Annotated in this window: 16 protein-coding genes; 2 read left to right on the top strand and 14 right to left on the bottom strand. The window is 61.6% G+C overall.

Features of this window, described 5'->3' with window-relative positions; all coding sequences use genetic code 11:
- Position 1: 1 nt before the first annotated feature.
- The 7 genes from cysW to AC07P1_RS04475 all read right to left on the bottom strand — a co-directional run bounded on the left by cysW (position 2) and on the right by AC07P1_RS04475 (position 5605).
- On the bottom strand, positions 2–895 hold the full coding sequence (gene cysW / locus AC07P1_RS04445) for a sulfate ABC transporter permease subunit CysW (RefSeq protein WP_494694672.1): 894 nt from the start codon (positions 893–895) through the stop codon (positions 2–4).
- Between the two features lies 1 nt (position 896).
- Positions 897–1703 carry a sulfate ABC transporter permease subunit CysT gene (gene cysT / locus AC07P1_RS04450; protein WP_494694799.1) on the bottom strand — a complete coding sequence of 269 codons (807 nt, stop codon included), beginning with the start codon at positions 1701–1703 and terminating at the stop codon, positions 897–899.
- A 179-nt stretch (positions 1704–1882) separates the two neighbouring features.
- Complete coding sequence (locus AC07P1_RS04455) at positions 1883–2656, bottom strand: sulfite exporter TauE/SafE family protein (protein ID WP_494694673.1); 774 nt, start codon at positions 2654–2656, stop codon at positions 1883–1885.
- 91 nt (positions 2657–2747) lie between these two features.
- The gene (locus AC07P1_RS04460) at positions 2748–3386 is read right to left on the bottom strand and encodes a peroxiredoxin (protein WP_315218777.1); all 639 of its coding nucleotides are present in this window, start codon (positions 3384–3386) and stop codon (positions 2748–2750) included.
- Positions 3387–3429: 43 nt separating this feature from the next.
- Positions 3430–4005, bottom strand: a complete 576-nt coding sequence (locus AC07P1_RS04465; protein ID WP_494694674.1) for an RBBP9/YdeN family alpha/beta hydrolase — start codon at positions 4003–4005, stop codon at positions 3430–3432.
- Between the two features lie 5 nt (positions 4006–4010).
- On the bottom strand, positions 4011–5012 hold the full coding sequence (locus AC07P1_RS04470; protein WP_494694675.1) for a sulfate ABC transporter substrate-binding protein: 1002 nt from the start codon (positions 5010–5012) through the stop codon (positions 4011–4013).
- Positions 5013–5221: 209 nt separating this feature from the next.
- Complete coding sequence (locus AC07P1_RS04475; RefSeq protein WP_494694676.1) at positions 5222–5605, bottom strand: diacylglycerol kinase; 384 nt, start codon at positions 5603–5605, stop codon at positions 5222–5224.
- A 104-nt stretch (positions 5606–5709) separates the two neighbouring features.
- On the opposite strand from AC07P1_RS04475, the gene AC07P1_RS04480 reads away from it, so the two are divergent.
- Complete coding sequence (locus tag AC07P1_RS04480; RefSeq protein WP_090323796.1) at positions 5710–6489, top strand: IclR family transcriptional regulator; 780 nt, start codon at positions 5710–5712, stop codon at positions 6487–6489.
- On the opposite strand, the gene pbpG is transcribed toward AC07P1_RS04480, so the two are convergent.
- The 3 genes from pbpG to AC07P1_RS04495 form a co-directional block, all read right to left on the bottom strand.
- Entirely contained in the window at positions 6471–7547 is a 1077-nt protein-coding gene (gene pbpG / locus AC07P1_RS04485) for a D-alanyl-D-alanine endopeptidase (protein WP_494694677.1), read from the bottom strand. The genes AC07P1_RS04480 and pbpG overlap by 19 nt on opposite strands.
- 144 nt (positions 7548–7691) lie before the next feature.
- The gene (locus AC07P1_RS04490) at positions 7692–8393 is read right to left on the bottom strand and encodes a nitroreductase (RefSeq protein WP_494694678.1); all 702 of its coding nucleotides are present in this window, start codon (positions 8391–8393) and stop codon (positions 7692–7694) included.
- Between the two features lie 9 nt (positions 8394–8402).
- Positions 8403–9338 carry a DMT family transporter gene (locus tag AC07P1_RS04495; RefSeq protein WP_494694679.1) on the bottom strand — a complete coding sequence of 312 codons (936 nt, stop codon included), beginning with the start codon at positions 9336–9338 and terminating at the stop codon, positions 8403–8405.
- Positions 9339–9687: 349 nt separating this feature from the next.
- Here AC07P1_RS04495 and AC07P1_RS04500 point away from each other — a divergent pair, with 349 nt between their 5' ends.
- Positions 9688–10248, top strand: coding sequence for a phasin family protein (locus tag AC07P1_RS04500; RefSeq protein WP_494694680.1), 561 nt, complete (start codon positions 9688–9690; stop codon positions 10246–10248).
- Positions 10249–10400: 152 nt separating this feature from the next.
- Here AC07P1_RS04500 and AC07P1_RS04505 read toward each other — a convergent pair whose 3' ends face one another.
- Genes AC07P1_RS04505 through AC07P1_RS04520 form a run of 4 tightly spaced genes read right to left on the bottom strand, consistent with a single transcriptional unit; the run spans position 10401 to position 14064 of the window.
- A complete protein-coding gene (locus tag AC07P1_RS04505) occupies positions 10401–11123 on the bottom strand; it encodes an ABC transporter ATP-binding protein (protein WP_494694681.1) in 723 nt (240 codons plus the stop codon).
- Positions 11123–11893, bottom strand: coding sequence for an ATP-binding cassette domain-containing protein (locus tag AC07P1_RS04510; protein WP_315218791.1), 771 nt, complete (start codon positions 11891–11893; stop codon positions 11123–11125). The genes AC07P1_RS04505 and AC07P1_RS04510 overlap by 1 nt, the downstream gene beginning before the upstream one ends.
- Before the next feature lie 11 nt (positions 11894–11904).
- The gene (locus AC07P1_RS04515) at positions 11905–13122 is read right to left on the bottom strand and encodes an ABC transporter permease subunit (RefSeq protein ID WP_494694682.1); all 1218 of its coding nucleotides are present in this window, start codon (positions 13120–13122) and stop codon (positions 11905–11907) included.
- A 12-nt stretch (positions 13123–13134) separates the two neighbouring features.
- Positions 13135–14064, bottom strand: coding sequence for a branched-chain amino acid ABC transporter permease (locus AC07P1_RS04520; protein ID WP_494694683.1), 930 nt, complete (start codon positions 14062–14064; stop codon positions 13135–13137).
- Positions 14065–14340: the final 276 nt, after the last annotated feature.

Raw genomic sequence — 14340 nt, forward strand, 5'->3', positions numbered from 1 at the left:
GTCAGTGCTCCTTGGAACGTGCGTCATCGGCGATCGATTCGTTCAAGCGCCAAGAGATAAAGGATTTCAGGGCCAGCGTCACCAGCGCCAGCAAGGCCAACAGGGACGCCACGGCGAAGGCGGCGGCGAAGTTGTACTCGTTGTACAAAATCTCGACCTGCAGCGGCACGGTGTTGGTCTCGCCACGGATGTGGCCGGACACCACCGACACCGCGCCGAACTCGCCCATCGCGCGGGCGTTACACAGGATCACGCCGTACAGCAGGCCCCACTTAATGTTCGGCAAGGTCACGCGGCGGAAGGTGTCCCAGCCGGAGGCGCCCAGCACGATGGCGGCCTCTTCTTCTTCGCTGCCTTGCGCCTGCATCAGCGGAATCAGCTCGCGCGCCACGAACGGGAAGGTGACGAAGATCGTCGCCAGCACGATGCCCGGCACGGCGAACAGGATCTTGATGTCGTGCTCCTGTAGCCACGGCCCCATCCAGCCCTGCGCGCCGAACAGCAGCACATAGATCAGGCCGGAGATCACCGGCGACACCGAGAACGGCAGGTCGATCAGGGTCAGCAAAAAGCTTTTGCCGCGGAACTCGAACTTGGCGATACACCACGAGGCGGCCACGCCGAACACCAGGTTCAGCGGCACGGCGATGACGGCCGTGATCAGGGTCAGCTTGATGGCCGAGATCGCGTCCTCCTCGACGATGGCGGCCACGTAGGCTTCCCAGCCCTTGCGGAACGCTTCGGCGAACACGGCCACCAGTGGCACGAACAGGAACACGGTCAGGAACAGCAGCGCGATGGCGATCAACACGCCGCGCACCCACATCGGTTCGAGGATTTGCGGCGCCGACGGCAGTTCGCCGCGACGCACCGGGACGGGAGGCAGTCCGCTCATATTATTTACCCGACTTTCCGCGAGCCCAGGCTTGCAACAGGTTGATGGTCAACAGCATGATGAACGACACCACCAGCATCACCACCGCGATCGCGGTGGCGCCGGCGTAGTCGTACTGCTCGAGTTTGGTGATGATGAACAGCGGCGTGATCTCGGAAATCATCGGCATGTTGCCGGCGATGAAAATCACCGAGCCGAATTCACCGGTGGCGCGGGCGAAGGCCAGCGCGAAGCCGGTCATCAAGGACGGCATGATGGTCGGGAACACCACGCGGGTGAAGGTCTGGAAGGCGTTGGCGCCCAGGCTGGCGGCGGCCTCCTCCAGTTCGCGTTCGGCGTCCTCCAGCACCGGCTGCACCGTGCGCACCACGAACGGCAGGCCGATGAAGGTCAGCGCGACGACCACGCCGAGCGGCGTGAACGCCACCTTGATGCCGAGCACGCCCTCGATGAACTGGCCGAACCAGCCGTTGGCCGAATACAGCGCCGTCAAGGTGATGCCGGCGACGGCGGTCGGCAGCGCGAACGGCAGGTCGACCAGGGCGTCGATGATGCGCTTGCCGGGAAACTCGTAGCGCACCAGCACCCAGGCGACGATGCCGCCGAAAATCACATTAATAAATGCGCCGATCAGCGAAGCGCCAAAGGTCAGCCGGTACGAGGCCATCACGCGCTCGGAGGTGACGGCGGCCCAAAAGCCTTCCCACGTCATCGTGAATGTCTTGAGGAAGACCGCCGACAACGGGATCAGCACGATCAGCGTCAGGTAGAAAATCGTGAACCCCAGCGATAGCCGGAAGCCCGGCATCACGCGGAATGGCGCGCCCCTGGCGGCCACGGGGACCGTGGCGGGCGCTGAGAGAACTGCAGACATGGACTTGCTCCCTTATTACAAATTCTTCTATAAGGGCTGCATAATCTCATCTGCGCGTCATATTACAAACGAAGCATTTTTCATTTGGTTAGACGAATACGGTATATAGCTACTCAGAATATGAGTTTGGCGGCGACCGCTACCAAAATGAAAGCCAGCAGGCCGCGCAGCAGCCGTTCCGGCACCGATTTGGCGAAGTAGGAACCCAGGGTGATACCCGGCAGCGAGCCTACCAGCAAGGTCAACAACAGCATCCAGTCGATCGAACCCAGCCACCAGTGGCCGACGGCGGCGATCGCCGTCAGCGGCACGGCGTAGGCGATATCGGTGCCCGCCACCTCGGCCGGCGTCAGCTTCGGATACAGCATCACCAGCACGGTCGCGCCGATGGCGCCGGCGCCGATCGAGGAAATGGTGACCAGCGTGCCGAGCACGACACCGGAGAAGATGGTGGCGGCGGTCAGCACCCCGCCCTGCAGCTGGCGCTCGGGACGGGCACTGATCCAGGCCAGCATCTTGCGCCGGAACAGCAGCGCGCAGACGGTCAGCAGCACCGAGCCGGCGATGGTGTAACGGATGATCTGGCCCAGTTCGGGGCTGAGGGTGCCAAAGTATTTGAGGCCCAGGCTGGCGACCAGCGCGGCGGGCAAGGCGCCGATGCACAGGCGGCGCACGATGTCCCAGTGGACCGTGCCGCGCAAGCGGTGGGTGAAGGTGCCGACGCCCTTGGTCAGCGAGGCGAAGGCCAGGTCGGTGCCGACGGCGACGGCCGGCGAGACGCCGAACAACAAGGTCAGCAGCGGCGTCATCAGCGAACCGCCGCCGACACCGGTCATGCCCACCAATACGCCCACCGCGAAACCTGAAATGACAAACGATACATCCATGCAATTCCCCAAGAGTAGCCCGAAGGGTACCTACTCTAGGGAAATATCCAAACAACGCAATCCTTATTTGCTTATGCGCTTTTTGCTCCGATCACTTGTTCGGCTGAGGTGTGACACGCAGGTATGGTTTGGCGGCGGTAAAGCCTTTCGGGTACTTTTGCTTCAGCACTTCCGGGTCTTGCACGGTCAGCGGGATGATGACGTCGTCGCCATCTTTCCAGTTGCCCGGCGTGGCCACGGTGTAGGCGTCGGTCAGTTGCAGGGCGTCGATGACGCGCAGCACTTCGTCGAAGTTGCGGCCGGTGCTCATCGGATAGGTCAGGCTCAGGCGGACCTTTTTGTTCGGATCGATGACGAACAGGGTGCGCACGGTGGCCGTGGTCGAGGCGTTCGGGTGGATCATGTCGTACAAGGTGGCGACCTTGCGGTCCTCGTCGGCGATGATGGGGAAGCCAACCACGGTGTCCTGGGTCGATTCGATGTCGGCGATCCAGCCCTTGTGCGATTCGGCCGGGTCGACCGACAGCGCGATCGCCTTGACGTTGCGCTTGTCGAATTCCGGTTTCAGCTTGGCGGTCAGGCCCAGCTCGGTGGTGCAGACGGGCGTGAAATCGGCCGGGTGGGAGAACAGCACCACCCAGGAGTCGCCCGCCCACTCGTGGAACTTCAGCTTGCCGATGGAGGAGTCTTGTTCAAAATCAGGGGCGGTATCGCCGAGTCGTAATGTCATGGTGGTCTCCAGGGGTTGTTAAAGGTTGAATTGGCACCGGCGATCAATGCGCCGCGAGGGCTCTATTCTGCACCTTATCTATTAAAAAATACAAGATTTCCAATCCTTCGGGCCAATCGCCCAGGCCGGACTCCGCATTGATGTGCCCCAGCGCGCCGCCGTTGATGAATTGGCTGTGCCAGCGCTCGGCCCACTGTGCCGCGCGCGGCGCCGCCATCCACGGGTCGTCGGTGCTGCCGATCACGATCGACGGCACCGGCAGCGCCTGCTTCGGCAACTGATCGGCGACGTTGAACTTGTCCGGATCGGCCGGCGCCACCAGCAGCAGGCCGGCCACGCCGGACGGATCGCGCGCCACGCTGTGCACGCTCGCCAGGCTGCCGAAGCTGTGCGCGACGATCAGTGTTGGACGCGGATCGTCAGGCTTGGTTCCGGTGCAGCGTAACTGGTCGACCCGGGCCGACCAGCGCGCCAGATCCGGCGCTTCCCAATCATCCTGCTCGACCCGCTCGAAGGCGGGAAACAGGCGCTGCCAACGGCTTTGCCAGTGGTCCGGTCCGCTGTTGTGCAAGCCCGGCGCGATCAGGACACGGAAGTCCGCGATGTTGGGGCCGGGCATGGTGCTTACTTCGGCTGGTAGATCTGGTCGAACACGCCGCCATCGGCAAAGTGGGTCTTTTGCGCCTTGGCCCAGTCGCCCGAGATCTGGGCGATCGTGAACAGTTTCACGGCCGGGAATTGGGCGGCGTATTTCTTCGCCTCTTTCTCGACGGCGGGACGGTAGTAGTTCTTGGCGATGATTTCCTGCGCTTCATCGGTGTAGAGGAAGTTCAGGTAAGCCTCGGCCACCTTGCGGGTGCCGCGCTTGTCGACCACCTTGTCGACCACGGCCACAGGCGGCTCGGCCAGGATCGAGATCGACGGCGCGACGATGTCGAACTTGCTCGGTCCCAGTTCCTTGATGGCCAGCAGCGCCTCGTTTTCCCAGGCGATCAGCACGTCGCCGATGCCGCGCTCGACGAAGGTGGTGGTGGCGCCGCGCGCGCCGGAATCGAGCACCGGCACGTTCTTATACAGCTTGCCGAGGAAATCCTTGGCGCTCGCTTCGGTGCCGCCCGGCTGGCGCAGCGCGTAGCCGTAGGCGGCCAGATGGTTCCAGCGGGCGCCGCCGGAGGTCTTCGGATTCGGGGTGATGACGGCCACGCCAGGCTTGACCAGATCGTTCCAGTCCTTGATGCCTTTCGGGTTGCCCTTGCGGACCAGGAACACGATGGTCGAGGTGTACGGGGTGCTGTTGTGCGGCAGTTTCTTCTGCCAGTCCGGCGCCAGGATCTTGCGCTCGGCGATGGCGTCGATGTCGTAGGCCAGCGCCAGCGAAACCACGTCCGCTTCCAGGCCGTCGATGACGGCGCGGCCCTGCTTGCCGGAACCGCCGTGCGATTGCTTGATCTTGACGGTGTCGCCGGTCTTGGCTTTCCAATCCTTGGCGAAGGCGGTGTTGACGTCCTGGTACAGCTCGCGCGTCGGGTCGTACGAAACGTTGAGCAGGGAGATTTCGGCGGCGATGACGGACGAAGCGGCCGTAGCGGCAAAAATGGCTGCGGCGATGATTTTTTTGGACAGCATTTGATTCCCCTAGTTATGTTAGACCAAAGAGTAATCCCGCCCCTTATAAATGAGAACTAAGCTTTTGTCAGTTCCATATACCAAAAGCGCATATGGATCCAGCCAGTAATCCGCCATCTATGAGCCGCCGACGGCGCATGCTTGGCGGATTACGCTTCGCTAATCCGCCCTACGTGTTTTAGAAGTACGCTTAATTCACAGCACTTCGGCTAATAAAAGCGGTTGAACAGCACCACAGCCCAGGTCGCCGCCGCCAGCAGGCAAGCCAACAACACCGCCGCGCTGCCGAAATCCTTGGCGTTTTTCGACAACGGATGACGCTCCAGCGAAATCCGGTCAACCACCGCCTCGATCGCCGAGTTAATCAGTTCGACGATCAGCACCAGCACCAGCACCGCGATCAGCACCAGCTTTTCGAACGCCGACACCTTGAGCACCAGCGCGACAAGCGTACCGGCGACGAACAGGCCCAATTCCTGGCGGAAGGCGTGCTCGTGCTTCCAGGCGGCCTTCAAGCCGTCGATCGAGTAGAACAAGGCGGAAAAGATCCGTTTCAGGCCGCTTTTGCTTTTGAATTCGCTGACAGGTTCCATGAACGATAAGACGAGATAAAGATGACGCATTATGCATCAATTCCCATTTTTTTCACATTATGGTATAACGTAGATACCGCATACTGCACTGCACCAACCACATCATGAAAATCGAAACCGTTCCTGAGCAAAAGACCACTATCCAGGTGATCGAACGCATGGTGGCGTTACTAGACGCTCTCGCCAAGTACCCCGATCCCGTCAGCCTGAAGGAATTGTCCAAGGTTTCCGGGCTCCATCCTTCCACCGCGCACCGTATCCTCAACGACATGGTGCTCACGCGCTTTGTCGACCGCATCGAACCGGGCACCTATCGCCTCGGCATGCGGCTGCTGGAACTGGGCAACGTGGTCAAGAGCCGGCTGTCGGTGCGCGAAGCGGCGCTGGATTTCATGCGCGCATTGCACAAGAAGACGCAGCAGACCATCAACCTGTCGGTGCGCCAGGGCGACGAGATCGTCTACATCGACCGTGCCTTCTCGGAACGCTCGGGCATGCAGGTGGTGCGGGCGATCGGCGGACGCGGTCCGCTGCACCTCACCTCGACCGGCAAACTGTTCCTGTCGGTGGACGAGCCGAAAGCCATCCGCGCCTACGCCACACGCACCGGACTGGCCGGGCACAACAAGAATTCGATCACGGATTTGTCCAAGCTCGAGCGCGAGCTCAGCCTGGTGAAGTCGCGCGGCTACGCGCGCGATAACGAGGAACTGGAACTGGGGGTGCGTTGCATGGCCGCCGGGATACACGACGACAGCGGCAAGCTGATTGCCGGGCTGTCGATCTCGGCGCCGGCCGACCGTCTGCAGGAAGACTGGCTGGAGGATCTGGTCACGACCGCCAACCAGATCTCCGCCACGCTGGGTTACATGCCGGTCGAATAAACCGGCGAGCTGGTGTTGGTGGTCAACGCGGCAGGCTTGAGCGCCTGCAGCCAGGTGCGCATGCGGCCGGCGTCGGCGGTACGCGACTGCTTGCCCTTGGAATCGAGGAACACCATGATCACCGAACGGCCTTCGATGACGGCCTGCATCAGCAGGCAGCGGCCCGCTTCGTTGATGAAACCGGTCTTCTGCAGGCCGATCGCCCAGTCGGGGCTGGCCACCAGGTGATTGGTGGTGCCGAACTGCATCGGACGGCCGTTGGCTTCGACGATCGCCTTGGAATCGGTGGAGAACTGGCGCAGCATCGGATGCTGGTAAGCCGCCATCGCCAGCTTGGCCAAGTCGCGCGCGCTGGCCACATTCATTTTCGACAAACCGCTGGAATCGACATAATGCGTGTCGGTCATGCCCAGTTCGCGGGCCTTGGCGTTCATCGCCTCGACAAACGCCGGCTTGCCACCCGGGTAGTTGCGGCCGAGTGCCGAAGCGGCGCGGTTTTCCGAGCTCATCAGAGCGATATGCAACATGTTGGCGCGGGTCAGCTGGGCGCCGACGCGCAGGCGCGAGCTGCTGAATTTTTCGCGGTCGACATCGGCGTCGGTCACGGTCAGCACTTCGTCCATGTCCTGGTTGGCTTCGACCACGACCAGGCCGGTCATCATCTTGGTGATCGAGGCGATCGGCAAGGCGACGTTGGAATTCTTTTCAAACAATACTTCGGAGTTGGCCTGGTCCAGCACCAGCGCCACGTTGGACTTGAGGTCCAGCGGATCGTGCGTCGAGTTCAACCCGGCCAGGTCGCCCATGGTCGGCATCGCCGGCGCGGCGGTGATGATGCGCTGATAGACCACCTTGCGGCGGCCGTTGACCTTGGTCACACGCTTGACCATGCGGTCGCCGGCGTCGACCGCGGCGATGCGCACGGTCTGGCGGGCCTTGGCCTTCTTGACCACGGCTTTTTTCGGCGCGGCGGTGTTGGCGGTCGCGGCCTGGGCGGCAGTCATGCCGGCCGATGCAAACATCAGCGAAATGAGCGCACTTAACGCTAGTTTATACATTCGTATCCCCAAAAGAAGAAAAGCCGGATTTCACAATCGACTGTTGCAGTGTAGCAAAATGGTGAGAGAGCGCAAGCTAAATTATCCCTCGCAGCATCTTTGGTTGCGGATCTGCAATACGGCTTTGTTAACCTTTTATGCAAGCTAGTCCTTAACGACAAATTTAACAAATTCTTCGACACGCATACGCTCGGTGATCAAAGAATTCTCGATTTTTGTCGTATCGGCGTAACCAAGCGCCATGCCGCACACCACGGTTTCATTTTCTGGGATGTTCAGGACAGAACCGATGACCCGATGATACTGCGTAAAGGCGGCTTGCGGACAAGTATCTAGTCCCCGGCCGCGCGCCGCCACCATCACGCTCTGCAGGAACATCCCGTAATCGAGCCAGGAGCCCTGCTCCATGATGCGGTCGATCGTAAAGATCAGCCCCACCGGCGCGCCGAAGAACTCGTAGTTGCGGCCATGCTGGGCCGCCATGCCGGCCTTGTTGTCACGGGTAAGCCCCAGCAAGGCATACAAATCCCAGCCGACCTTGCGGCGGCGGTCGATATACGGCGAGACCCATTCCCTCGGGTAATACGCATACTCCTCGGTGTGCAGCTTCGCTTGCTCCGGGTCGTTATGTATGGCCAGAATCGCCGAAGACAACTCCCGCTTGCGCTCGCCCTCCAGCACATACACCTTCCACGGCTGGGTATTGGTGCCGGACGGCGCCCTGCCCGCCACCTGCAGTATCTGCAATATATCCTCGCGCGCCACGGCTTGCGGCGTATAGGCGCGGATCGAGCGGCGCGACGTGATCGCGGCGTCCACCGCCTGCTGTTCGGGAGTAGAAATCATGTGTCCTCGCTATTTGGGTTTGCTCTTGCTGACCACGAAAAACACCCCGGTGACCGCCAGCGCCATGCCCGCCACGCCGAGGAGATTGAACACTTCGCCGAACATCAGCCAGGCCATCACGGCCGTGGTGGGCGGCGTCAGATACATCAAGCTGGTGACCTGGGTGGCGTCGCTGCGACGTATCAGCGCGAACAGCAGGAAAATGGCGCCGATCGACAGGCCCAAAACCGACCACAGCAGCGCGCCGATAAACTGGGAGGTCCACTGCACCGCAGCAAACGCCGGCGTCCAGTCTTCAAATATGATAGCCAGCGGCAACACCACAACGGTCGACGCGGCGAACTGGATCACGGTGCCGGTGCGCAGGTCGAACTGCGGGCAATGGCGTTTCTGATACATGGTGCCCACCGTGATCGACACCAGCGCCAACACGCACAGCGCGATCGCCTCGACCGACAATCCGGTCAGCTTGATCTTGGCGGCCACCACCAGGGCGACGCCGCCGATACCGAACAGCAGCCCGAGCCATTGACGGGGCAGTACCTTCTCGCCGATCAGCGGCGCGGCGAAGGCGGTCAGGATGGGCTGCATGCCGACGATCAGCGCCGACAAGCCGGCCGGCATGCCCAGTTTGATGGCGCACCAGACGCCGATCAGGTAACCGGCTTGCACCAGCACGCCGGCCAGCCCCACCTGCCAGATCTTGCCGCGCGGCCAAGGCGCGCGCAGCAGCAGGACGATCGGCACCAGCAGCACCAGTACGCCGACAAAACGCATCAACAGGAAGGTCAGCGGCGGCGCATACGGCAGTCCGAACTTCGCCACGATGAAGCCACTGCTCCATAAGAGTACAAAAAACAACGGCATCGGCGACAGAAAAGTCGCGTGCGCGGCGGGCGCGGGAGGCTGTTTTGCGGCTGGAACGGCGGTCGGAGTATCGGACATGAAAACTGACTAGCTGACTGAAAGGAAACCGGAGGCCGGAAAACGGCACCGGTTCGGGGTCCGCCGAGTCTATCACGGCGGGCGTTTGCGCATCGGCGTGGGCGCCACAGCAAGCAACCACGCCATGTCTTGGTGTGCACCACGAGAAGTTTTAGCTGGGAAATGCTTCCTCAAAACGATGTTTCATGCCTTGATGCAACGCACAAAAAATCGCTTGACTTAATTTCCCAACGCCGTAAAATCGTATTTGTTGCGTTGCACAATTTGATCGGTTTGAAACATGGATGTTCTGTTTCTCGCCGAGTAGAACGGCAGTATCCAATTAATGACTATTTTCCTGGAGAGTTAAATGTTTTCAATCCCTGAGCAATTTTCCAATGCGACCAAAGCCAACTTTGAAGCGCAGTTCGCTATCTTCTCGGCCCTGACCAACAAGGCGTTTGAAGGCGTGGAGAAGTTTGTCGACCTGAACCTGACCGCCGCCAAGGCATCGCTGGAAGAGTCGTCGATCACCGCCAAGCAACTGTTGTCGGCAAAAGATCCGCAAGAATTCTTCTCGCTGGCATCCGCTCAGGCCCAGCCGACCGCTGAAAAGACCATCGCTTACGGTCGTCACCTGGCGAACATCGCCCAGAGCACCAGCGCCGAGTTCAGCAAAGCCGCTGAAACCCAGATCGCCGAAACCAACCGCAAAGTCATCTCGCTGGTGGAAGAAGTCAGCAAGAACGCCCCGGCCGGCAGCGAAAACGCCGTCGCCCTGTTCAAATCGGCCATTGGCAACGCCAACGCCGGCTACGAGCAGTTCAGCAAAACCGCCAAGCAAGCTGCCGAGTCGATCGAAAGCAACGTTGCCCAGGCCGTGAACCAGTTCTCCGCAGCCGCCGCCAAGGTCGCTCCGGCACGCAAGTAATCAGCAATAGTGGCCGGCGCCCAGGCGCCGGTGCCCGTTCTGCGGTCTCCTCGGCATCCGTGGTTTCCTCCTGACGGATGTCCTTAAAAGCCTCGGCCCGTGCCGGGGCTTTTTTTTGCCTGCTGCTTATTGGCAGCGATTACCCGGGATATTTACTCGCCCAGATAGGCCGCCTTGACGCGCGGATCGTCCAGCATGTCGCGAGCGTTGCCGGTCATCGTGATATTGCCCGAATCCATGACGTAGCCACGGTGGGCCGCCTGCAACGCCAGTTTGGCGTTCTGTTCGACCAGCAAGACAGTGATGCCTTCTTTGGAGACGTTGCGGATCACTTCGAAGATCTTCTCGACCATGATCGGCGACAGCCCCATCGACGGCTCGTCCAGCAGCAGCAGGTTCGGATGCGACATCAGCGCGCGCGCCATCGCCAGCATCTGCTGTTCGCCGCCCGACAAGGTGCCGGCCATCTGCGCCGCCCGCTCTTTCAGGCGCGGGAACACGTCGAACCACTTGGCGATGTCGGCCTCGATGCCGGCCTTGTCGTTGCGGGTGAAGGCGCCCATCATCAGGTTTTCCTGGATCGACATGCGGGTGAACACGCCGCGCCCTTCCGGCACCATCGCCAGCTTCTTCTGCACCAGATGGAAGGACTTGCTGCCCTTCAGCGACTCGCCCTCGTAGGTGATCGTGCCTTCAACCTTACAGGCCGGCAAGGTGCCGGTGATGGCTTTCAGGGTCGTGGTCTTGCCGGCGCCGTTGGCGCCGATCAGCGCCACCAGCTCGCCCTTGTTCACTTCCAGGTCGATACCCTTGACGGCCTTGATGCCGCCGTACGCGACTTTCAGTCCCGATACTTTTAGAACATTGCCGCTCATTAGTGCGATCCTCCCAGATAGGCTTCGATGACCGCCTGATTGCTCTGTATTTCCGCCGGCAGACCCTCGGCGATCGGCTTGCCGTATTCCAGCACCATCAGCCGGTCGCACAGGCCCATCATCATTTTGACGTCGTGCTCGATCAGCAACACGGTCTTGCCCTCGTTCTTGATCTTGACCAGCAACTCGCGCAGCGCCAGTTTTTCGGTCGCGTTCATGCCGGCGGCCGGCTCGTCCAGCGCCAGCAGTTGCGGGTCGGTGGCCAGCGCGCGGGCGATTTCCAGACGGCGCTGGTCGCCGTACGACAGGAAGCGCGAGGTGCGGTTGGCGAACTGGCCGATGCCGACGAAGTCCAGCAACTCCTGCGCGCGCTTGCGGATGCCCGCCTCCTCCTCGCGCGCCGCCTTGTGGCGGAACACGGCGCCGAACACGCCCTGATGCGAGCGCACGTGGCGCCCGACCATGACGTTTTCCAGCGCGGTCATCTCGCCGAACAGACGGATGTTCTGGAAGGTGCGGGCGATGCCGGCCTTGGCCACCTCATGCGGGGCGGACGGCGAATACGGCTTGCCGGCCAGCTCGAAGGTGCCGGTGTCCGGCTGGTACAGGCCGGTGATGACGTTGAAGAACGTGGTCTTGCCGGCGCCGTTGGGACCGATCAAGCCGTAGATCTGGCCCTTCAGGATCTTGATGCCGACATCGGTCAGCGCCTGCAGGCCGCCGAAGCGCTTGTTGACGCCGGCGATGTTGAGAATTACTTGTTCGCTCATGTCTGCTTTCCTCAGGCCGCCACGGTGCCGGACGATTGATCTTTGGTATCCGAATCGCTGTCGGGACGGTCTTCATGCTTGGGTGCCGGCCACAGGCCGGCCGGACGGTTGAGCATGATCAGCACCATGGCCAGGCCGTACAACAACTGGCGCAGCACTTCGGCCTCGATCAGGATGTGGCCGAACAGTTTTTGCTGCAACGGTTCCACGACGTGGCGCAACACTTCCGGCAAGGCCGCGAGCAGCACGCCGCCCATGATGACGCCGGGAATATGGCCGATACCGCCCAGCACCACCATCGCCAGCACGGCGATCGACTCGGTCAGCGAGAACGATTCCGGCGACACGAAGCCCTGGAACGACGCGAACAGCGCGCCGGCGACGCCGCCGAACGAAGCGCCCATCGTGAACGCCAGCAGCTTGACATTGCGGGTGTTGATGCCCATCGCTTTGGCCGCGATCTCGTCCTCGCGGATCGCGACCCAGGCGCGGCCCAGGCGCGAGTGCTGCAAGCGCGACGTGACGAACACGATGGCGATGCACAGGAACAGGAACAGGAAGTAGTAGGCGTTCACGGAAGGCATGGAGAAGCCGCCGAAGACGACGGTGGCGCGCGAACCGGCCTCCCCCGCCAGATTGACGCCGAACACCCGGATCGGATCGATCAGGTTGATACCCTGCGGGCCGTTGGTGAAGTTGATCGGCTCGTTGAGGTTGTTCATGAAGATGCGGATGATCTCGCCGAAGCCCAGGGTCACGATGGCCAGGTAGTCGCCGCGCAGCTTGAGGGTCGGGGCGCCGAGCAGCGCGCCGAACAGGCCGGCCGTTGCGGCCGCCAGCGGCACGATCACCCACACCGACAGGTGGATGCCGTTTTGCTGGATCTCCGGTCCGAAGATGGAGACCAGCGACTCGCCCAGCACCGGATACTGGTTGATGACCGATTCGAGCAGCGCCGCGAATTGCGGCGAGGCCAGCAGGCCGGTCATGTAGGCGCCCACCGCGTAAAACGCGATGTAGCCCAGATCGAGCAGGCCGGCGAAGCCGACCACGATGTTGAGGCCCAGCGCCAGCATGATGTACAGCAGCGCCATGTCGATGATGCGGACCCACGAGTTGCCGAACTGCGCGGCAAAGAACGGGAAGATCAGCAAGCCGATGAAGACCACGGCCATGCTGCCGTAGGCCTTGCGCGGGTTGCGGGAAACGTCGAAATTAAGAATAGCCATGATGCCCCCCTGTTACGCGCGGTCGGCGACGCGCTCGCCCATGATGCCGGACGGACGCACCGTCAGCACGAGGATCAGCACGACGAAGGCGAAGATGTCCTGGTAGTGGCTGCCGAGGAAGCCGCCGGTCAGGTCGCCGATGTAGCCGGCGCCCAGGCTCTCGATAATGCCGAGCACGATACCGCCGATCATCGCGCCGTAGATGTTGCCGATGCCGCCCAGCACCGCCGCCGAGAAGGCCTTCAGGCCCGGCACGAAGCCCATCGCGAACTGGATCGACGCGTAGTTGGCGCCCCACATCACGCCGGCCACGGCGGCCAGCGCCGCGCCGAGCGCGAAGGTGGCGACGATGACCTTGTTCGAGTCGACGCCCATCAGGCCGGCGACCCGTGGATTTTCCGCCGTGGCGCGCATGGCGCGGCCCATCTTGGTTTTTTCCACCAGCAGCACCAGCCCGGTCATCGACACGGCGGCCAGCACCAGCAGCAGGATCTGCGTCTGCGAAATGAGCGCGCCGCCGATCACCACCGGCTCGGACGACAGCAACTGCGGGAACGGCAGCGGATTGCGGGTCCAGATCATCATGGCGAAGGTTTGCAGCAGGATGGACACGCCGATCGCCGTGATCAGGGGCGCCAACCGCGGCGCGTTGCGCAGGCGGCGATAGGCGACACGTTCGATCAGGATGTTGACGATGATACAAACCGGAATGGCGCCGCCGATGGCGATGGCCAGCTTGACGTAGCCGGGCAGGTCCGGCGCATACTCGTTGAGGTATTTCAGGATGGTCAGGCCGGTCATGGCCCCGACCATCAGCACGTCGCCGTGGGCGAAGTTAATGAGGTTGAGCACGCCGTACACCATGGTGTACCCCAGCGCGACCAGGGCGTACATGCTGCCCAGCACCAGTCCATTTATAATTTGTTGGATAAAAGTATCCATTAAGAGCCTTTAAATTGGTGTTGCACAGACGGTCCAAGTAACAAAAACGGCACCCGGGGATAGATGTCCCCGTAGTGCCGCGGTTGACTACACGATAATCATGCAAGTTTCATGCCTGAGCCGGCATCAAACTCTGCGAACTGGCTGGGTGTCGGCAAGCCCCTTAAGGGCCTAATCGACAAGTTTTTGCGAGCGAGGCAATGATAGCGAGATTCCCGAAAAACTAACTGCGGAATAACGTTAAAAGTGCTGAATTAAGTTCTGCCCGCTCCGCCG

The sequence above is a fragment of the Duganella sp. GW821-FHT07F09 genome (assembly GCF_059418705.1).